General features: G+C 29.2%; 12 protein-coding genes. All 12 read left to right on the top strand.

Going from position 1 to position 22,629, the window contains the following annotated elements; all coding sequences use genetic code 11:
* Positions 1-115 precede the first annotated feature (115 nt).
* Positions 116-802, top strand: coding sequence for a YczE/YyaS/YitT family protein (locus ACRDBA_RS00190; RefSeq protein WP_438570932.1), 687 nt, complete (start codon positions 116-118; stop codon positions 800-802).
* Between the two features lie 436 nt (positions 803-1,238).
* Positions 1,239-3,884 (top strand): S8 family serine peptidase, encoded by a 2,646-nt coding sequence (locus ACRDBA_RS00185; protein WP_438570931.1) that lies wholly within the window; start codon positions 1,239-1,241, stop codon positions 3,882-3,884.
* A 457-nt stretch (positions 3,885-4,341) separates the two neighbouring features.
* Positions 4,342-9,183 carry a S8 family serine peptidase gene (locus tag ACRDBA_RS00180; protein ID WP_438570930.1) on the top strand — a complete coding sequence of 1,614 codons (4,842 nt, stop codon included), beginning with the start codon at positions 4,342-4,344 and terminating at the stop codon, positions 9,181-9,183.
* Positions 9,184-9,638: 455 nt separating this feature from the next.
* Positions 9,639-14,492, top strand: a complete 4,854-nt coding sequence (locus ACRDBA_RS00175; RefSeq protein WP_438570929.1) for a S8 family serine peptidase — start codon at positions 9,639-9,641, stop codon at positions 14,490-14,492.
* 441 nt (positions 14,493-14,933) lie between these two features.
* Positions 14,934-15,518: an AAA family ATPase gene (locus ACRDBA_RS00170; protein ID WP_438570928.1), complete on the top strand. Its 585-nt coding sequence runs from the start codon at positions 14,934-14,936 to the stop codon at positions 15,516-15,518.
* A gap of 250 nt (positions 15,519-15,768) precedes the next feature.
* A complete protein-coding gene (locus tag ACRDBA_RS00165; RefSeq protein WP_438570927.1) occupies positions 15,769-17,235 on the top strand; it encodes a helix-turn-helix domain-containing protein in 1,467 nt (488 codons plus the stop codon).
* Between the two features lie 150 nt (positions 17,236-17,385).
* Positions 17,386-17,916, top strand: coding sequence for a signal peptidase I (locus tag ACRDBA_RS00160; RefSeq protein ID WP_438570926.1), 531 nt, complete (start codon positions 17,386-17,388; stop codon positions 17,914-17,916).
* Between the two features lie 56 nt (positions 17,917-17,972).
* The gene (locus ACRDBA_RS00155; protein ID WP_438570925.1) at positions 17,973-19,019 is read left to right on the top strand and encodes a TasA family protein; all 1,047 of its coding nucleotides are present in this window, start codon (positions 17,973-17,975) and stop codon (positions 19,017-19,019) included.
* Positions 19,020-19,278: 259 nt separating this feature from the next.
* Positions 19,279-19,926: a hypothetical protein gene (locus ACRDBA_RS00150; RefSeq protein WP_438570924.1), complete on the top strand. Its 648-nt coding sequence runs from the start codon at positions 19,279-19,281 to the stop codon at positions 19,924-19,926.
* Positions 19,923-20,525: a hypothetical protein gene (locus ACRDBA_RS00145; RefSeq protein ID WP_438570923.1), complete on the top strand. Its 603-nt coding sequence runs from the start codon at positions 19,923-19,925 to the stop codon at positions 20,523-20,525. The genes ACRDBA_RS00150 and ACRDBA_RS00145 overlap by 4 nt, the downstream gene beginning before the upstream one ends.
* The gene (locus ACRDBA_RS00140; RefSeq protein WP_438570922.1) at positions 20,522-21,271 is read left to right on the top strand and encodes a BsaA family SipW-dependent biofilm matrix protein; all 750 of its coding nucleotides are present in this window, start codon (positions 20,522-20,524) and stop codon (positions 21,269-21,271) included. Before ACRDBA_RS00145 ends, ACRDBA_RS00140 begins: the two co-directional genes overlap by 4 nt.
* A 15-nt stretch (positions 21,272-21,286) precedes the next feature.
* Positions 21,287-22,629, top strand: a 1,343-nt coding sequence (locus tag ACRDBA_RS00135; RefSeq protein WP_438570921.1) for a vWA domain-containing protein, incomplete at its 3' end; no start/stop codon positions are given.

Here is a 22,629-nt window from a genome sequence, read left to right as displayed (position 1 = left end):
TTAAGAAGATAGAGGCAAGTTTAAATAAACTCCATCTATTTTTTTATATAAATTATAAAATAATTTGTAGTAATTAAAAGTAAAATTTGTATAATTATAACATGGGGGTGGTTTTGTGAAAAAGTATAATAAGTATTTTATATTCTTAATTGGTATTTTTATTTTTACATTTGGTGTAGCTTTAATTTCAAAGTCTAATTTAGGAACAGGCTCTTGGGATGCTATAAGTTTTGGATTAAGTAATATGGCTTTGTTAACAACAGGAACTTGGATGGCTATTTGCTCTGGAGTTGCCTTAGTTTTAGCTGGAATAATAAAGAAAAAGTTTCCTAATATACTATGTTTTTTAACATCAGTATTAGTAGGGACAGGTGTGGACTTTTGGGTAAAGGTTATCAATGGGGTAGAAGTAAATAATATTGCTTTAAGATATTTAACATTTTTTCTAGGAATAATAGTATTATCCTTTGGTATAGGAATTTATTTATTACCTAGTTTGCCACCTAATCCAATAGATTATTTAATGGTAACTATAAAAGAAAAATTAAGTTTAAAAGTAATGTATGCAAAATTACTTGTAGATGGATGTTGTATCTTTATAGCACTTATATTTAAAGGGCCAATAGGAATAGGAACTATTCTTGCAACATTGCTGGTGGGTCCATTGGTTAATAAGTTTCAAGATTTACTACAAGGGTTATATAATAAGTTAATAAGTGAAAAAATAGATGGAAATGAAGAGATTGTTGAAGTATTTTCAGAAGGAATGACTGTGGAAAATAATAATTGTGAGCTAAAGTAAGATATAAGAAAACTAGTGATGAGATAAGGTTAAGGTAAAGTAAGATTAATGGGAAAAAGTTAGAAACTTGTATATTTAGGTAGTACCAATATTAGATTTATCTAATATTGGTACTTTTTTTATTTAAAATAAAAAGTATAAATTATGTTATTTTTAAAATTTAGATATAATGATTAAATTTATTATTATGCAAATATATTTTATATGGCAAAAACAGTTATATTTATCATTAATAGTAAATAAAATGTAAAATTTTAAAAAAAGAAAAATATTGGAAAATAATTATATTTATGATAATATATTTACAATATTAATAACTAAATATCAAAAATTATGGGGCAATATTAAATATTTAATATTTAGTTATAGTTATTTAAAGAGATAAGTATTAATAGATTATCTAATTTGAAAGCAAAAATGAGATGGGGGTATTCGTATGAACAAGAAAAGAGTAAAAAAGATAATTGGACTAGCTTTAATAGCAGCAGTTACAGGAACAAGCGTAATTAATGCCAATACTATTAATGTAGCTACAGCAAGTGATGTAGCAGAAGATACAAAAATATCAAAGGAAATTGATACTACATCAGATGAACTTGTATCAATTATAGTTGAATTTGTTAGTGAACCAACAGCAGTTGCATCAAAGCAAAAAGCTTACAGCTTAAAAAGTGCTGAATCAGCTGTAAAAAAGGATCATGAAACTTTTGAAGCTTTTTTAGCTAAGACTCCAAAAGCTTATTCAGCAGTAGCACCAACAATTAAATATTCTTATGAAACAGTATTTAATGGTGTAAGTATGCAAATCAAAGGAACTGAAGTAGCTAATTTATTGAATTCAGGTGTAGTTAAGAGAATTCATAAAACTAATACAGTTCATGTTGATACAGGTGCTTTAGAGGCAACTGAAAAATCAGTGGAAGATAGCGATGCAAATAATAAAAATAGTAGAATGGTAGATACAGTTCCTTATTTAGGCGTAGATGGACTTCATAATGAAGGAGTAGATGGTGAAGGAATAAAAGTAGGGGTTTTAGATACTGGAATAGATTATAATCATCCAGATTTAAAAAATGCTTATAAAGGATTTAGAGCTGAAGATGGTGATGAGCATAACCAAGATATAGATGCAACTATTGGATGGGACTTTATAGATAATGATGCAAATCCAATGGAATCTACTTATAAGGATTGGAAAGAAAGTGGATTACCTGAGATTCATCCAGAGTATGGTAGCAAATATTATACTGCTCATGGTACTCACGTATCTGGAACAATAGGTGCTAGAGGTGAAAATCCTGATAGTGCATTTAAAGTTGTGGGAATTGCACCTAAGGCAGATATTTATGGGTATAGAGTATTAGGTCCATATGGATATGGTGAAAATGATGGAATAATTGCAGCTATAGAAAAGGCTGTTACAGATGGAATGGATGTAATAAATATGTCTCTTGGAGATTCAGATATAAATGATCCATTTGATCCAATGACTACAGCAGTAAACAATGCTACAGAAGCAGGTGTTGTAACAGTTATATCTAATGGTAATTCAGGGCCAGGACCAGAAACAGTAGGTTCACCAGGAACATCTCAATTACCTATAGCTGTTGGAGCTAGTACTATTGATAATAAGAGAGAATTATATAATGTAAATGCTAAAGTTGAAGGAGCAGATGCATTAAATATAGCAGGAGAAGTAATCTTAAAGGATTTAGAAGTATCATTTAATGAATATGATGGAAAAGAATATGAATTTGTTTATTGTGGAATAGGAACTCCTGAAGATTTTGAAGGTAAGGATTTAACAGGAAAAGTAGCAGTTATAGATAGAGGAGATATAGCATTAGTAGATAAATCAATTAATGCTAAAGAAAATGGAGCTGTACTTACTATATTAGTAAATACTAGTGATGATACAAGAGTTCCATACTTAGGGGAAATGATTGCTACTAATACTATAGCTGTACAAAAAACAGTAGGTGATCAATTAAAGAATAATCCTAATGCTAAGATTTCAGTTGGAAAAACTGGTGAAGAGCTAATTAAGGGAGATGAATTAACTGACTTTAGTTCAGTTGGACCAGTTAAGGGAACTTATGATATAAGACCTGACTTAATAGCACCAGGGTCACAAGTTTTCTCAACAGTTCCAGAATATATTAATGATAGAAATGATGATGTAGATAATTATGCAGCAGCATATCAAAGAATGAGTGGTACATCAATGGCAGCGCCACATGTAGCTGGAATAGCAGCTTTAATTTTACAAGCTAATCCAGAATATACTCCAGAAGATGTAAAGGCAGCAATGATGAATACTTCAGAGCATCTTCATAGAAAAGATGGAGTTAGCTATAGTGTTCATGAAATTGGAGCAGGAAGAGTAAATCCTGTAGAAGCAGTAAAAGAAAAAGTTTCATTTAAGGCTACTTATGATGTTTTAGCTGGTGAAAATAAAGAAACTATTGAAAATGTAACAGGAATGCTTTCATATGCAAAATTAGTTATAGATAATGAGGGCGGAGCAGAAAAGACTATTCCAGTTACAGTAGAAAATAATACAAGTGAAGCAAAAACTTATTCAATCCAAGTTGAGTATTCAGATAGTCCAAGAGCTAAGGATGCTGCTAAAAATGGAGTGAACTTAACTCTTCCAACAGAAGTAACAGTTGAAGCTAATGGAACAGCTACTTTTGATGTTACTATAAATGTTCCAGCAACAGTCCAATTAGGAAACTATGAAGGTTATATTCATATTAATGATACTAATGGAGATGAAGATTATCAATTACCTTTTGGTACAACAGTAAAATCTGCTGTAGTGGAAAAGGTTACTGGATTAAACTCTAAGGTTACTAATAATAGTGCATCAATAGTATGGAATGAGCCAAGTTCAAAGGCTGAATTAGAGGGATATGTTATTTATAAAGATGGTAAGGAAATAGCAAATGTACCAGTAGGAACAACAAGTTATGAAATAGAAGGATTAAAAGCTAATACTATTTATGGTGTAAAAGTAACAGCTAAATACTCTCATAAAGAATCAAAACCAGCTTCAGTTAATATAAGAACTGCAAAATAAAAAATTAATATATGTAAAACTATTTTTAGAAGTGTCTATAAGGAATTAATATTCTTAATAGGCACTTTTATTTATTTTATAGTAGAGTTTGTAATATAACATAGAAATATATTTTAAAGATAATTAAAATGTAAAAAGATTTTAATATTTTATATGAAATATATTATTTTAAAGATTTAAACTAGTAGAAAGATGTAAAAATTTAAAAAATGAAAAATATAGGAAGATATAGCATTATATGTTAAAATACTCAGTGTATTAATAACAAAGTGTTAATTAATTGCGAAAAAAATTAATATTTTAGTATTTTGAGCTTGTGGGAATTTAGCTTGAAAGTAAGTTGAAGATTATATTTTTATAAAGTCTAAGTAATAAATAAACTTTATAAAGTATAAAATTTAGTCTTTATAAATATATTTTATCTTTAACTATAGTTATAAATAAAAGGGGGATAATTATGATTAAGAAAAAAGTGAGAGGGATAATTGGAGCTGCTTTAACTTTAGCATTAGCAAGTAATAGCATTACTTATAAAGCAGCAGTTAATACACCAGAAGAAAAGATTTCTAACAATGTACAAGCTGTTGAAGGTGATTATTTAAAAAAGCCATCAGCTAGTGAGGAAGAATTTAAAATAAGTAAGGATATTGATATTACTTCAGATGGAGTAATTCCAGTAATAGTTGAGTTTGTAAGTGAACCAACAGTATTATCAGCTAAGCAAGCTAAAACTTTTAGTTTAGCTAAGGTAAAGGTTGATAGAGATCATAAAATATTTGAAAAGTTTTTAGCTAAAATGCCGAAGGTTTATTCAACAGAAACAGTAGAAGTTAAAAATTCATATACAAATGTTTTTAATGGAGTATCTTTAAATATAAAAGCAAGTGAAATAGAAAATCTTTTTAATTCAGGAGTAGTTAAAAGAGTTCATAAAGATGCTGAAGTTGTTGTAGAGCAGCCAGTAGAAGTTCAAACAAGAACTAATGAACTTGAAACAAATCAAATAGAACCATATATGATGGATTCAGTACCATACTTAGGTGTAGATGAATTACACAAAGAAGATATAAAAGGACACGGGGTAAAAGTAGGTGTATTAGATACAGGTATAGATTATAATCACCCAGATCTTACAAATGCATATGTAGGATTTAGAGCAGAAGATGGGGATCCTAAAACTCAAGATATTAATACAATTAAGGGTTGGGACTTCATAAATAATGATGCAGATCCAATGGAAACTACTTATCAAGATTGGAAGGTTAGTGGTAAGCCAGAAACTACTTCACAAGGAAGTTACTATACATCACATGGAACTCATGTATCAGGAACAATAGCAGGGCAAAAAGAAAATTTAGAAAGTGAAATGCCTGTACTAGGGGTAGCACCTGAAGTAGAACTTTATGGATATAGAGTATTAGGACCTTACGGATCAGGAGCAACATCTGGAATTATAGGGGCTATAGAAAAAGCAATTACTGATGGAATGGATGTAATAAATATGTCTTTAGGTTCATCAGCTAATAATAGTCCATATGATCCAATGACTATAGCTGTAAACAATGCTACTTTAGCAGGAGTTGTAACTGTTATATCAAATGGTAACGCAGGTCCAAATAACTTTACAGTAGGAAATCCAGGTACATCACCACTTCCAATAGCTGTTGGAGCTAGTACAGTAGATTTTAATTATGATACTTATGATGTTAAATTAGGTGATTTAACAATATCAGGTGAAATAATGGCTAAGGACTTACAAAGTTCAATAAACCAATACGAAGGTCAAGAACTTGAAGTTGTTTATTGTGGATTAGGTAAAGAGTCAGACTTTGAAGGTAAGGATTTAACAGGTAAAATTGCTTATGTTGAAAGAGGAGATATTGCATTAGTTGATAAAGTTGCAAATGCTAAAAAGTATGGAGCTGCCTTTGCTATAATGAGTAATAATGTAGATTCAGGAAGAATGGCTTATTTAGGAGAATTAGATGTAGCTAATACAATAGCTATTTCAAAAGCTGATGGAGAAAAGCTTAAAGAAAATTTAGATAAGAAAATAGCTATAACTTCAACTGGAAGCATCTTAGTAGAAGGTGATGAAGTAACTAGCTTTAGTTCAGTTGGACCAGTTAAGCAAACTTACGATATAAGACCAGACGTAGTTGCACCTGGAGCTCAAGTATTCTCAACAGTTCCAGAATATATTAATGATAAAAATGAAGATGTGGATAACTATGGAATAGCTTATCAAAGAATGAGCGGTACATCAATGTCTGCACCTCACGTATCAGGTATAGCAGCATTAATATTACAAGCTAATCCAGAATATACACCAGAGCAAGTAAAGGCTGCATTAATGAATACTTCAGAGCATATTCATCAAAAGAGTGGAGAAAGCTATAGTGTTCATGAAGCTGGAGCAGGAAGAGTTAATCCTGTAAATGCAGTAAAAGAAAGAGTGTCATTCAAAGCAAAATACAAAGTTTTTGCTGGTGAAGAAGGAATGACATATGACAATGTAACAGGTATGATTTCATACGGTAAGTTAAATATGCCAGAAGAGGGTGTAGGAACAAAAACTATACCAGTTACAGTTGAAAATAATACTGATACAGAAAAAACTTATAATGTAGAAGTAGAATATTCAGATAGTAATAGAGCTAAAGATGCTGCTAAAAATGGGGTTAGCTTAACATTACCAGAAACAGTTACAGTAGCTCCAGGAGAAATAGCTACATTTGATGTAACAATAACAGCACCAGTAGGAGCTGAGTTTGGAACTTATGAAGGTTATGTACACTTCAATGAAGTAGGAAATGATAAAAATGATTATCAAATGCCGTTTAGTACAACTATAAGGAAAAATGGATTTGATCTTTTAGATTACCCAGATTTCAATGGGTTTGCAAAGGGAATATCAGCATTTACATCATCAAACTTAATGAATAGACATCCTGAATTATTCTTGATTTATTCAGATATAAATTTAATAGCTTCTGTTAATGATCCAATAAAAAATATTTATTACTTTATTAAGGATGCAGAAACAGGTGAGTATATTGGACATGCAGGAACAGAAGAAGGTTGGTGGATTAGAGAAGGAGCAACTGTATTCTTAGAAAATATAGCACCAAATGGAAGAGTAAGTAAAATAGTTAATGGAAAAATAACTCACGAAAAAATTGCATTAGAAGAGGGGTTATATGATTTAGAACTTATTGCAGAAAAAACTGATGGAGGAACATTTACAGACTCAATTCCTATTAGCATAGTAAATAATACTAACGGAGATGAGATCAGTTATAACTTTGAGCCTGGAATTACTGAAGTAACTGAGGATATGTTTACAAAAGAACTTTGGTATGATGGAGCAATGCATGAAGGTCTTTGGATAAAAGCAAATGTTCATAATGAAGCAGTCGAAAAAATGAAAAATAGAGGATTAAACTTTATAAAGCAAAATGAAGTAAATACTATTTTTGCTACAGGATATTTAGAAAATGGAAAAAGAGTAGCAATGGGAACTATGCCTGAAGAAGAAGAGATTATAAAAGTTGCTGGTGTTGAAAAGAGTGATTTAGAAGATGGTTTCTTTAAAGTACAACTTAGTTTAGCTAATGCAGGAAAAGTAACTCAAAAGGATGATAACTTTATTTTTGTAAAAGAAGGAACTCAATATTTATCATTAGATTTTGAAAATGAAACAATAAGTACAGATAAAGAATTAAAAACAACAATTTCATTAAATAATGTAGAGGATATAGTTGAAGGTACTTTTGAATTTGAAGTAGTAGGAGCTGCTAAATTAAAAGCTGATGCTATAAAGCCAACAAAAGAGTTAGAAGAAATATTAGCTAAAAATAATAATGATGTTGAGGTATCAATTAATAGAAAAGAAGGGGCAGATTTCTCAGATAAATTTGAAATATCATTTAAATTAACAGGAGATCAAGTTAAAGGCTTAAATGGAGATATTAAATTATTTGATGTTGAATATTCAGTCCAAGAGTTAAGAGGAATATCAGAAAATTTAAAAGATAGTTATCAATTTACAAGTAATAAAATAAATGGAACTAAAGGTGGATTTAAAAACTCTGCTAATGAAGAAGTAGCAGTAAAAGTAAAAACTATTGCAAAAGAAATAGATATAGATTCAAATAGAACACTTATATTTGGTAGCGTTGATAATATTATTAGAGGATTTAAAGGAAGTGCAATTTACGCAGTAGATCCAGAAGGAAATAGATATGAGGCAACTCATAGTAAATATGATGAAATGTTTGGATTTGGTTATACATTTGTATTTAATAACTTACCAGTAATTGAAGGTGATTATAAAGTAATTGCTGAAACACCAGGTTCATTTAATAGTATAGTAAATGTTCCGGGATCTACAATAAACAAATCTGGAGAAAGAGTAGGAAATGCCTTCTCAATTACAGGACAAAGCTTCCAAGCATCATATGGTATGGAAACTGTTATAGGTGATACTAATGGAGATGGAGCTATTGATATAGTAGATGCTATGGAAATAGCAAAATTATATGAAACTGATATACCAAAAACTAAATCAAAGTTAACAGTTGATTTTAATGGTGATGGAAAAGTAGATAGAACTGAAATGGATATAATTGTATATAACTATTTAAAACAAGATTTAACTAGAGAAGATTCTAAAGTGCCAGAAACTCTTGTAGATGGAAAGGATATTATTGATGTTCTTGAAAGTTGTGGATATTTTGATGAAACTCCTGAATACAATGTTGAGTTAAACATGGATAAAGAAACAACTGTAGTTGGAGAAACTTTAAATCTTTTAGCTATACCTCCAGTTGAAACTGTAGACTTTAAATATGAGTTATCAGTAAGAGAAGTTGGAAGTAATGATTGGGCAGTTATAAGTAAGAAATCAATGAACAATAAATTTACATGGAAGAGTGAAAAAGCTGGAGAGTATGAGTTTAAATTAAGAATATTTAAAGATGATATTGAATATGTAGTTCAAGATAATAAAATTCATACAGTTAAAGATATAGTTATTTCAAAAGCTGAGAATTTAAAGTCAGAAGTAACAAATAGTTCAGCTTCATTAACTTGGGAAGCTCCAAAGTCCATTGATGGATTAGTTGGATATGTAATTTACAAAGATGGAAAGATGATAGCAGAAGTACCAGTTGAAGTTAATGAATATTTAGTAGAAGCTTTAAAAGCTAATACTATTTATGGATTTAAAGTTACTGCTAAATATTTAAATGAAGAAGAATCTAAACCAGTATCAATAAATGTAAGAACACAAAAATAATTAATTTTAAAGAGTAGAATGAAAATTTCTACTCTTTATTTTTTTCGACAAGGGTTTAGTTTATTATATTTAATTTATATTAAAAAAAAAGGCAATGCAAAGGCGTTTTTTTATATTTTTAATAAAAATTTGCTGTAAATAAATATAGAAAAAAATATAACTATAAATAAAATAGCATAAATTATAATTTTTTATATAAAAAATATAAATTATTGATATTTTTATGGTAAAAAAATGTAAAAATTTAAAAAATGAAAAAAGTAGGAAAAAATAGGAGAGTGTGTTAAAATAATTATTATATTAATACGAAAATATTAACAAATAGGGCAAATAATTGATATTTCAATATTGGTTATTTTTGAGAATGTCGATTGATATGAGAAATTTTGTTATGTTTCAATATAAAGCACTTAGTTTCTATTGAAATATAGCCATAAATAAAAAGGGGGATAACAATGATTAAGAAAAAGGTTAAAAGAATAATTGGGGCAGCTTTAACATTAGCGTTAGCAAGTAATAGTATTACTTATACAGCTGCAGTAAACACACCAGGAGAAAAAAATAACACAGCTACAAATGTACAAGCTATTGAAGGTGATTACTTAAGAAAGCCAACTAATAGCAGTGAAGAAGATTTTAAAATTAGTAAAGAAATAGATACTGCATCAGAAGAAGTGATTTCAGTAATAGTTGAGTTTGTAAGTGAACCAACAGTTTTATCAGCTAAGGAAGCTAAAGCTTTTAGCTTATCTAAGGTTAAAGTTGATAGGGATCATAAAATATTTGAAAAGTTCTTAGCTAAAATGCCAAAGACTTATTCAACAGAAGCAGTAGAAGTTAAAAATTCATATACAAACGTATTTAATGGGGTATCTTTAAACATAAAAGCAAGTGAAGTAGAAAATCTTTTTGAATCAGGTGTAGTTAAAAGAGTTCATAAAGATGCAGAAGTTGTTGTTGAACAACCAGTAGAAGTTCAAAAGAGAGCTACTGAAGTTGAAACAAATCAAATAGAGCCTTATATGATGGATTCAGTACCTTACTTAGGTGTTGATACATTACATGATGAAGATATTAAAGGTCAAGGAATTAAAGTTGGGGTTTTAGATACAGGAATAGATTATAATCACCCAGACCTTACAAATGCTTATCAAGGATTTAGAAATTCAGATGGAGATCCAAATTCACAAGATATAGATTCAGTTATTGGATGGGATTTCGTTGATGGTGATGCAGATCCAATGGAAACTACTTATAAGGATTGGCAAGGAAGTGGAAAACCAGAGTTTGACTCTCAAGGTGGAGCATACTATACTGCACACGGTACTCACGTATCAGGAACAATAGCAGGTCAAAAAGAAAATCCAAATACAGACATGCCAGTATTAGGTGTAGCACCAGAAGTAGAACTTTATGGATATAGAGTATTAGGTCCATATGGTTCAGGAGCAACATCAGGAATTATAGGAGCTATAGAAAAATCAGTTATTGATGGAATGGATGTAATTAATATGTCTCTTGGAAATGGAGCAAATAATAGTCCATATGACCCAATGACTATAGCTGTAAATAATGCTACTTTAGCAGGAGTTGTAACAGTTATTTCAAATGGTAACTCAGGACCAAATAACTTTACAGTAGGAAATCCAGGTACATCACCACTTCCAATAGCTGTTGGAGCTAGTACGGTAGACTTTAATTATGACACTTATGATGTTAAATTAGGTGATTTAACAATATCAGGTGAAATAATGGCTAAGGATTTACAAAGTTCAATAAACAAATACGAAGGTCAAGAACTTGAAGTTGTTTATTGTGGATTAGGTAAGCCAGAAGATTTTGAAGGTAAAGATTTAACAGGTAAAATTGCTTACGTTGAAAGAGGAGAAATTGCATTAGTTGATAAAGCTGCAAATGCTAAAAAGTATGGAGCTGCATTTGCTATAATGAGTAACAATGTAGATTCAGGAAGAATGTCTTACTTAGGAGAGCTAGATGTAGCTAACACAATAGCTATTTCAAAGGCTGATGGAGCAAAACTTAAAGAAAACTTAGATAAAAAAATAGCTATAACTTCAACTGGAAGTATCTTAGTAGAAGGTGATGAAATCACTAGCTTTAGTTCAGTTGGACCAGTAAAGCAAACTTACGATATAAGACCAGACGTAGTTGCACCAGGAGCTCAAGTATTCTCAACAGTTCCAGAATTTATAAATGATAAAAATGAAGATGTAGATAACTATGGAATAGCTTACCAAAGAATGAGTGGTACATCAATGTCTGCACCTCACGTATCAGGTATTGCAGCATTAATATTACAAGCTAATCCAGAATATACTCCAGAGCAAGTTAAGGCTGCATTAATGAATACATCAGAGCATATTCACCAAAAGAGTGGAGAAAGCTATAGTGTTCATGAAGCTGGAGCAGGAAGAGTTAATCCTGTAAATGCAGTAAAGGAAAAAGTGTCATTCAATGCAAAATACAAGGTTTTTGCTGGTGAAGAAGGAATGACATATGACAATGTAACAGGTATGATTTCATACGGTAAGTTAAATATGCCTGAAGAGGGTGTAGGAACAAAAACTATACCAGTTACAGTAGAAAATAATACAGATGAAGCAAAAACGTATAATGTAGAAGTAGAATACTCAGATAGTAAGAGAGCTAAAGATGCTGCTAAAAATGGAGTTAATTTAACATTACCAGAAACAGTTACAGTAGCTTCAGGGGAAACTACTACATTTGATGTAACAATAACAGCACCAGTAGGAGCTGAATTTGGAACTTATGAAGGTTATGTACACTTCAATGAAGTTGGAAATGATAAAAATGATTATCAAATGCCATTTAGTGCAACTGTGAAGAAAAATGGATTTGATGTTGTAGATTACCCAGATATGCAAGGATATGCAAAGGGAATAGCAGCATTTACATCAGCAAACATGTTAAATAGAAATGAAAATTTATATATGGCATTTTCTGATATAAATGTATTACTTTCAGTTAATGATCCTATAAAAAATATATACTTCTTTGTTAAAGATGCAGAAACAGGTGAATATATCGGACATGCAGGAACAGAAGAAGGTTGGTGGATACCAGAAGGTGTAACAGTAATAGTAGAAGGTATTGTACCAAATGGTAAGGTTAATAAAATTGTTGATGGTAAAATATCTCATGAGCAAATTACATTAAAAGACGGTGCTTATGAATTAGAAATTATTGCAGAAAAAACTAATGGAGAAACATTTACAGACTCAATGCCTATGGGTATCATAAATGATACAAGCACTGATACACAAGATTTTAACTTTGAACCAGGAATTATTGAAGTAACTGAAGATATGTTTACAAAAGAACTTTGGTATGATGGTGCAATGCATGAAGGAATTTGGTTAAAAGCTAATGTCAATAACACTATAGTAGATAAATTAAAAAATGAAAAAGGTTTAAGTTACTTAAAGCAAAATGAAGTTGCTTCAATGTTTACACTAGGATTCTATCCTAATGGAAATAGTGTAGGTATGGGAACAATGTCAGAAGGAGAGGAAACTATAAAAGTAGCTGGTGTAGAAAGATCAGACTTAGATAATGGATTCTTCAGAATGGAAGTAAGCTTTGCAAATGCAGGTAAGGTAACTGATGAATTAAAAGACTTTATATTTGTAAAAGAAGATACTCAATATGTATCAATGGAACTTCCAGAAAATATTAGTAAAGATAAACCAGTTAAATCAACAATTACTTTAAATAATGTTAAAGATGTAGCAAAAGGTAATTTCAAATTAAAAGTATATGGAGATGCTGATTTAGCAGTTAGCTCAATAACACCTACTAAAGAATTACAAGATATATTAAATGAAAATGGAAATGAAGTAAAAGTAAATATAGAAAAGACTAAGCTAGATCACTTTAATGATGAATTCCAAGTGTCATTTGAAATAACTGGTGATAACGTAAAAGGATTAACTGGGGATTTAAATTTATTTGATATTGAATATACAGTTGAAGATTTAAAGGGATATCCAGAAACTTTAATGGATGGTTACCAATTTAGATATAATAGATTTGAAGGTCAAGATGGTGAGTTTAGAAACTCTGCAAATGAAATAGTAGATGTTAAAGCAGGTACTATAAATAAAAATGCAGTTATTGATTCTGATAGAACTGTTATATATGGAAATACAAGAAGTATTGTTAGAGGTGTAAAGGGAAGTAAGGTTTATGCTGTAGATCCTCAAGGAAATAAATATGAACCTACATATCTTGAACAAGATATGTTTGAATATGGATATACATTTGCATTCAATGACCTACCTATTATCAATGGAGATTATAATTTAATAGTAGAAACACCAGGTGCATTTAATAGTATAGTTAATGTTCCAGGATCTAAATTAAATAAAGCAGGAGAAAGAGTTGGTAATGCATTCTCACTTGCAGGACAAAGTTTCCAAGCACCATATGGAATTGGTACTGTTTTAGGAGATACAAATGGTGATGGAGCTATTGATATAGTAGATACTATGGAAGTTGCTAAATCATATGAATTTGAATTACAAACTAGAGCTAAAGAAGATTCAATAGTTGACTTTAACGGTGATGGAAAAGTTAATAGATTAGATATGGATGTTATTCTTGCTAGTTACTTAAAGCAAGATTTAACTAGAACAGATTCTAAAACTCCAGAATCAGTAGTTGATGGAAAAGATATTATTGACGTTCTTGAAAGCTGTGGATATTTCGATGAAACTCCAGAATATAATGTTCAATTAGAAATGGATAAAGAAGCTTCAGTAGTTGGAGAAACAGTTAATTTAGTAGCAATACCTCCAATTGAAGGTGTTGAGTTCGAATACGAATTATCAGTAAAAGAAAAAGGAATCAGTACATGGACTGTACTAAGTGAAAAATCAGATAATAATAAATTCACATGGACTAGTGAAAAAGCTGGTAACTATGAATTTAAATTAAGAATATTTAAAGATGATATAGAATACGTTGTTCAAGATAATAAAACTCATGTAGTTAAGGATATAGTTGTTTCAAAACCAGCAAAATTAAGTGGTGAATCAACTAATAGTTCAGTAGCTTTAACTTGGGAAGCTCCTAAAACTACAGATGGTTTAGTTGGATATGTTATCTATAAAGATGGTAAGGAAGTAGCTACAGTAGATAATGGAACTACAGAATATACTGTAGAAGAATTAAGAGCAAATACTATTTATGGATTTAAAGTAGTAGCTAAATACTCTAATGGGGAAGTTTCTAAGCCAGTATCTAAAAATGTTAGAACAACTAAATAATAAAAAGAAAGTTTTAAAGGGATGGTTAATTAATTACTAATTAAACTTTCTTAACAATAAAACATCTAATAAGAAATTACTTCTTATTAGATGTTTTTATTATTAAATTTTCAATATATATACAATGTAGAAATTTTATATTAGAAATCAAATACGAATTATAAAGTGGCTTTTCCACTTATTATACATTGAATTTAAATAACAATACTGATATAATATAATCTCTATTTAAAGTATTAGTAGATAAAATATGTACTTATTTTATAGACTAGATAAAACTAATTACTACAGAAGATTTTAATAAAAAAAATTAAAAATAGATTTAGTAGATATTAATTTGAATATATTATTGATAAATAAGTATAATCAAATTAATATATTAGTTTTAAATTATAAAAATAGAGACTTTATAAAATAGATAGAAATTTTGGAGGAATACTAATGCCAAATAGAATAGCAATTTTAGGTGGTCCAAGATGTGGAAAGACTACATTAATACAACAATTATATGTAGAAATGAAAATAAGAGATTTAAATGTAGGTGTAGCAACAGAATATAGTACTGATTATTTAAGAGATAAAGGTATGATTGAAAATATAGCAGAACAATATGGAATTTATTTAGGGCAACTTCATTTAGAAGAAAGCTTAAATTCATTTGATTATGCAATAACAGATTATGCTACATTTGTACCATACATATATGGAAGATTTATGTTAGGAACTAAAAAAAGATCTTCTAAGGAAATAGAAATATTAAAAGACTTATATGTTTTAGCTTTAAGAGATTTACCAAAGTATGATCATATATTCTTTGTTCCAAGAGAATTTGGTTATGCTAAAGATGGCGTAAGATGGCAAGATGAAGAAGTTGCCAAGGCTGTTGATAAGGCAATATTAAGTTTCTTAGAAGCTGAAAATGTTAAATATACAGTGATAACTGGTTCAACTAAAGAAAGAGCTGAAAAGATTCTTGATATAGTTGGTGTTCAAGAAGAAATAGTTTTACCAGGATCAATAGAATAGTAAATTAGGATAATGCAAAAATAGGTATGATATTCATACCTATTTTTTTATTTACTTAAAAAAAGTTATAATTCGCGAATAATTTGGGCTCATATAAGTAATGTTTGAAAAATAAAAATAAATTTAATATAAAATTGTTGTAAAAAGTACAAGCATCTTAGTGGGGAAAAAGAAAAAAATAGACAATTGTATATATGAATAATGGGGAAATGAAATAATAGTTGTATATTAAGTTTAAGGAGAAAAAAATATGAGGTATGGAGATTTTGGGAATATTTTAAAGGAGATTATAGAGTTTACGGGAGTAAAGTATGTAAGAATTGCAACTGCATTAGAATATGATTCTTCATACATAAGCAAGTGGTGTAATAATAAAAGATTGCCATCATTAAATAATAGTAAATATGTAATACAAAAATTAAGTGAGTTTTTTTCTATTGAATTAGAAAGTAATGGAATGATTGAAGAATTTAATAAAAGGTTTGATTTAAATTCAAGTAATACTACTGAGGAGCTTAAGATTAATATAGAGGAACTTTTAACTAAAAATTATTTAAAATCAGGTAATTCAAAGGAAGAACAAGTTGATAATGATATTAAGTTTATAGAAAATAGACTACTTGAATTTATATATAAAAGATTAGATAAGATTTTAAATGAAACAAAAGAAGATATTGAAATACTTTGTACAGACAATATATTTGATTATTTTAATGATAATTTAGACAATAAATTAAATGATAACAATATTAAGGATATAGATATAGATGTTAAGTTAGGCGTAGAAGTTGAAAGTATTTATGACATAAGCAAATTTAGAAAAGTAACTAGTTTATTAAGCTGTATGATAAATTCTAACTTTACTATATATGACAATAAGAACTTTAAAAATTTAAATAGGTTAATAGTTAAAAATAGATTTGCATTAATTTTTTCTTATAACAAAGAAAGTAATTATGGAGCTGGAGTATATATTACAAACTTAAAAAATGTTCAGGATTTATATAATGATACAATAAAATTTTTTAGTAGAAAAAATATGATAATTGAGCCTTTAAGCGTTACTGAAATAGAAAATATGGATTACGTTATAGATTTTTATAGAGGAAATAATTTCAATATAGTTCCAAATGAGGGCTTTTCAAATTTTTTGAATAATGAACTTATAAAGGGTTTAGTTAATAAAAAAAGAGATGTTTTAAAAGAAAGTATATTAAAAACATTTGAAAAAACTGAAGTAATAATGGAAGATTTTTTTTCAGATAAAAAAATCATAAATATTATAATAATTAAATCAAAATTATTAGAGTATATAAAGCATGGAAGAGTTTCACTAGGTCAAATGGATTATTATATGTCTTGGGAAGAAAGAGAACTTCACATAAAAAGTATGATAGAAAAAATGAGAAAGTTTGAAAGTATAAATTTAATTTTAATTGATGATACTGCATTTAAATTTGAGACAACTAATTTATTTAGACTTTCTTTATTTTGTAATGAAGATAAAGCTTTTTTAGTAAAGTGTGGCGAAAAGTTGAAAAACTTTAAAACATCTCATTATAAAATATTAGATAGGAAAATTATTGAAGCTATTAATAATGAACTTAAGCAAAATAAAAAAATAAATGAAATCAAGAATTATTATGACAAGGAATATATTATAAATCTTATACTTAGTAGATTTATGATGTATAAGAAGATTTCATTAATGAAATAGAGAAGTAAATAGGAATTGTGATGGACAAGGTGTGTCATCAATTGTCACTAAGAGTCATTGTGAATAACTTTTTATTGGTAAAAACATTGATATAATAATTAATGTTAGCAGATAAGTGGTATATGAGAATGATTATAGGAGGATAACTCTATGGAGGAGTATAGAAAGGAAAAGTCAAAAATAATACCAAGCATTTTATTTTATAGCTTGATAATTTTTATTTTAGTAGGATCTACAGTTTTTTCTCTTAGCAAAAATAAAAATAAATCAATATTTGGATTTAGGTTTTATAATGTTTTAACTAGCAGTATGGAACCAGCTATAAAGAGCGGGGATTTGGTATTAACAAAAATAACTGACTCTAAAAATATAGAAGTAGGAGATATTATTACATTTTATCCTTCAGTAAATCCTGATGCTTATTTAACACATAGAGTTATAGAAAAAGCTGAAAATTATAATGATTCAGGATTAATTGGGTTTAAAACAAAAGGGGACAATAATGAGAGCGCAGATAATATGGTTGTTAGTGAAAAAAAGGTAGTAGGAGTTGTAGAATTTGTTATACCTTATTTGGGATTTATAATTTCTTATATAAGTCAAAATATAATACTAATTATATCTCTAGTACTTTTAATAGTTATTTGGGCCAAGCTTGTAAGGTACTTTTGTAAAAAATGATGTAAGTTGCTTATTTTAAGTAATTAACATAAATATGACAAAAGGAGAGAGGAAGAATGAAGAAAAACAAAAAAGTAGTATTATTAGCGACAGCATTGGTATCATCTGCAATAATAATTGGGGCAACATATGCATGGTTTACAGCAGAAGAGACAGTATTAAATAATTTTAACTCTAAAAATGTAATAGGGGTAGATCTTGTAGAAGATTTCGACTCAATTGGAGCAGGTGATTTAAAACCTGGAGTAACTATTAATAAAAGAGTAAGTGTAATACAAACTGGAACTGGATCAGCTGTTACTCGTGTACGTTTAGAAGAGATGTTACAAAAGTTTGAGGCAAAGGTTGATGGTGGATTAGCTGTATATAATGAAGTTACATCAAATCCAGCAGATGCTTCTTTAAAGGCAGTTACAATTTCAAAAGAAGGCAGAGATGCAAAAATTAATGCTTTAGGATTAACTCAAATAACTGATACAGGAAGAATTTTAGGGGGATCAGCTCCAGTAGAATTATTAGTTTATGAAAAACAAACAGCTTCAGTATCAGGAACAACATATCAATACATTGGATTTAATAAAATTGATGATGACACATATCAGCTTGTTGATTTAACAACATCAGCGGATAAAATCACAGGAGTTACTTATCAATTTAATAAGAAGTTAGATGCAGTTACAGCTATTCACTTATTAAATAATGGAGATACAGCATTAGATCCAGATCATGGAGATATAATATTAACTTTAAATGGAACAAAAGTTAAACCAATAGCTAATTGGACAGGCCCGGAGGATGCTTGGTTCTATGATACAGATGGATGGGCATATTATGGTAAATTATTAAGTGAAGGAACTTCTACACCAACTTTACTTGAAACTGTTGAGCTAGATAAGAAGGTAGGAAATGAAGCAAATGATATTGATTATAAAATAAACGTTCGTATGCAAGCGGTACAACCTACATGGGAGGCTATTGAAGCTGAGTGGAAGATTGCACCTGTTACTCAAAATGTAAGTGGAAACTTTGAAATAATTGGACCAACAACATTAAGTGCCGAAGCACAAGCAATATTAATAGAAATTATCGCTCCAAGAAACTAAAGATATAACGGCTTTCTCTAGAAATTTATCTGATGGCTAGTAATTGAAAAACTCTTCATATTTAAGAGGTAATTAACAATTGATATGCCTATAGATAAGGACTTCTAACCTTCAAGTGGAGTTAAAACTCCATTTGAAGGTTAGATTTATGTTTATAGAGATGGCCGTTTTGTTACCAATATATCATTGGAAAGTATAAGAAAAATGTACTAAAGAAAAATAAATATTAATTTTAATATATTTGGGAGGTGGCGGATGTATGAAAACAATGGTAAAAAAATTAATATGTTTTACAGTATTGCTTGTAGCTTTGACAGTGACTATTTTTTATAGTTCAGTTAATGCAGAACCTTTACCAAATAAATTTTTAATTGTTGATGATAATGGAATAAGTGCGGACACTTCAAATGGAGAGTATTATGTAAAAATAGATGATATGCTGCCAGGAGAAGAATATACAAACAAAATTCACTTAAGTAACTTAAGTTTAGATTCTAATTTAAATTTATACATGAGAATGGAGCCAGTAGAAAGTAGAGGAGATGTAGATTTATTTGAATTAGTAACTATTACGTTATCTATTGATGATAATGAACTTTATAAGGGGTCACCAAATGGGTTTGGAAGTATAGATATGCAAAGTAAAGTAAAGGAAATAGGAAGCTTTAAGCCTGGTGAAGAAAAGGTTATGTATGTGACAGCTATGTTAGATTCAGATATGAATGGAGAATATAACGGAGATATAGATTTTAAATGGGTTTTTTCTGCTGTTAAAAATGTTAATGTTGATAAACCACAAACAGGAATTACTTTTGACAAGCTAATATATTTAATAATACTGTTATTTTCAGTTAGTATATTGATTTTATATGTAATTAAAGAAAAAAGGGAGCGTGATTGCATATGAAAAAGTTAAAAAGGACAATTTTTATTACTTTAGCATTAGTATTAACTATGGTTGTGGCAGTTTGGGCTTTTAGATCATCAAATGATTCAATTAAAAATGATTTTATAGTAGCAGATTTAAATGTAAGTATTGATGAAGACTTTAAATTACCTACAGATTTTTTATATCCAGGAGATAGTCATATAAAAGATGTTAAGGTGAAAAATAATTCAAATCAACCTATATTTGTAAGGGTTATGGCATTGCCACAAATTGCTTTAGGTGAAATGGTATTAGAAACAAAAGCAATTGTTTTATTAGATATAGATGAGGCTAATTGGAGAGATGGAAAAGATGGATATTATTATTATAAAGGTGTTTTAGAAGTAGGAAAAACTACAGCTTCTTTATTTAAGAATGTTAGTATAGCCGATAATATAAGTAAGGATATATACGAAAATTCTAAATTCGATATTATGGTGAAAAGTGAGGGTTGTCCAATAACTAGAAGCAAAGTTCATATTAATTCCTGGTGGGGAGGAAACGCACCAACAGAAGAGCCTTTAAAGAGTATTAGTGATGAGTTATCTAAAATAGCTGAAAGGGATGGTGCAAGATGAGAAAAAGATCTAAACCTAAAAGGAAAAGATATATTTTAATATGTACTCTATTAATTTCAGCAATTTTAGTTTCAGTAGATAGTTTTGCTTGGTTTAAAACTGAAGTTAGTATGTTAAATATTTTTAAAACAAGTAAGTTAGAAGTTAGAGTAGCAGAATATTTTGTACCACCAGAGGATATGAGATTAGGAGAAACGGTAAAAAAGATGGTAACAGTTGAGAATACTGGGGGAGCAAGTGCTTTAGTAAGAATTTCTTTAGATGAATATTTGGCTTTGTTTGAAATTGACAGTAACACAGGAAATTTATTAACTATAGATGATGATGGATCAGAAAAACTAGATATGAAGGACCCAAATTCATGGGCTGTAGGTCAATTAAATAGGGATAGATTAGATGGGAAAAAATACAATAAAATTAAAGAAATAAGAAAAGAAAGCAATATAGGAATTAAATCATCTATTGAATACTTGGATATAAGTTTTACTAATTTAGATGATGATTGGATTTATGATGAAAATACAAGATATTTTTATTACACAAAGATATTAAAGCAAAAAGAAATTTCAACAGTACTATTAGATAAAGTTACTTTAAGCAATAGTTTACCTAATAGTCATAAGGGAATGAAATATGATTTAGTAGTTAATATGGATGCTATAGAAGCTACAAAAGATGCATTAATAGATACATGGGGAACTGTGGATAATGAACTTTTAGACAGGCTAACTACATTATTTGATTAAGGAGGAGGTAAATATATGAAAAGAACATATAGACTTATAAAAAGAAAAAAAACATTTAATAGAATTTATAGTTCAATACTTGCTATTGCTATTACAGCTTCAATATTAAATTATAATAAGATTTTCACATTAGCAAATGACCCCTCCAGTAGTGATCAAAAGCAAGTAGTTAGTCAAGCAGAAAGTATGCAGACTTCAAAGGATGGAATGGTGGATTTTATTAAATCTATAAAGCAAACTTCTGATGATAATTTTGATATTACATTAGAAGTTGTAACTAAAGATAAAGTAAAGTCACCAGCTGGAGCATCAGTTGTATTAACAATAGATATTTCAAGTAGTATGAATAAGATAGGATCTAATGGAAAGACTTTACTTGAAAATGCAAAGGAAGCAGCTAAAGAGTTTACTAATATATTGCTGGATGATCCTGATAGTTTAAATGAAATATGTATAGTAGTGTTTGGAACAACTGCTAGAAAAGAGTTAGATTTTACAAGTAATAAGAATGTAGTTTTAAACTCAATAAATTCAATTAAAAGTGGATCACAAACACATATGCAAGAGGGACTTGCTTTTTCAAGACAGTTGTTAGAGGGGAATTATGTGGACCAGAATGGTCCTGCTAAGAAACCACGAGAGCTTAATGATAAATATATTGTATTGCTTAGTGATGGAGAACCTAATTATAGCTATAAGGGTCAAAGGGCTGTTTATTTAGATGAGGATGAAAATATAGTAGGAAGTCCAGGTGAGGTTAATCCAGGGGTTACTCTAGTATATGATTATAAATTAGAGGGATTTCAATATGGAGTTCCTGGTAATGATGTAGGAGATGGTGGTACATTTTCATTAAAATCAATATTGAAAGATGATACTTATAATGTTGATTATGGATATTACGATGAAAATAAAGTATTTATTAAAACTGGAACTAGGACAGTTTATGACAATGGTATAGGAACTATTTCAGAAGGATTTATTATAAAAAAGAAAGGTATAGATATTCATTCAATATTTTTAACATCTGCGGTAGAGGATGATAATACAAAATATGAACAAGCTAAGTTTACAATAAGTAATATTGCATCTAAAGGTGAATATTCAGAAGTTAATGATGTTGGAGAGTTAACAAAAAAATTCCAGGAAGTTTCTAAGGAAATTTTAGAAAAGACAAATATTTGGAAGCTTACAGATCCAATGGGAGACTACGTGGAGTTTAATGGTTTCCCTAATGGAGATATTCCTCCAGGGGCATCCTTTAAAGATGGTGTATTAACTTGGAGTATGTTAGGAAGCGGTGTAGTAGCAGAAGAATTTACAGGTCCAGATAACTTGCCAAGATATAGATACAAGAT

Source organism: Clostridium sp., from assembly GCF_051654825.1.
GTDB lineage: Bacteria > Bacillota > Clostridia > Clostridiales > Clostridiaceae > Clostridium.
Note: the sequence above shows the minus strand (reverse complement) of the source record. Positions and strands in the feature narration are given on the sequence as shown.

What these genes read in the sequence shown, in the direction of transcription:
- ACRDBA_RS00155 (WP_438570925.1), top strand. Translation starts at nt 17,973, where the DNA reads ATGAAGAAAAACAAAAAAGTAGTATTATTAGCGACAGCATTGGTATCA.
- ACRDBA_RS00150 (WP_438570924.1), top strand. Translation starts at nt 19,279, where the DNA reads ATGAAAACAATGGTAAAAAAATTAATATGTTTTACAGTATTGCTTGTA.
- ACRDBA_RS00140 (WP_438570922.1), top strand. Translation starts at nt 20,522, where the DNA reads ATGAGAAAAAGATCTAAACCTAAAAGGAAAAGATATATTTTAATATGT.
- ACRDBA_RS00185 (WP_438570931.1), top strand. Translation starts at nt 1,239, where the DNA reads ATGAACAAGAAAAGAGTAAAAAAGATAATTGGACTAGCTTTAATAGCA.
- ACRDBA_RS00165 (WP_438570927.1), top strand. Translation starts at nt 15,769, where the DNA reads ATGAGGTATGGAGATTTTGGGAATATTTTAAAGGAGATTATAGAGTTT.
- ACRDBA_RS00175 (WP_438570929.1), top strand. Translation starts at nt 9,639, where the DNA reads ATGATTAAGAAAAAGGTTAAAAGAATAATTGGGGCAGCTTTAACATTA.
- ACRDBA_RS00180 (WP_438570930.1), top strand. Translation starts at nt 4,342, where the DNA reads ATGATTAAGAAAAAAGTGAGAGGGATAATTGGAGCTGCTTTAACTTTA.
- ACRDBA_RS00145 (WP_438570923.1), top strand. Translation starts at nt 19,923, where the DNA reads ATGAAAAAGTTAAAAAGGACAATTTTTATTACTTTAGCATTAGTATTA.
- ACRDBA_RS00160 (WP_438570926.1), top strand. Translation starts at nt 17,386, where the DNA reads ATGGAGGAGTATAGAAAGGAAAAGTCAAAAATAATACCAAGCATTTTA.
- ACRDBA_RS00170 (WP_438570928.1), top strand. Translation starts at nt 14,934, where the DNA reads ATGCCAAATAGAATAGCAATTTTAGGTGGTCCAAGATGTGGAAAGACT.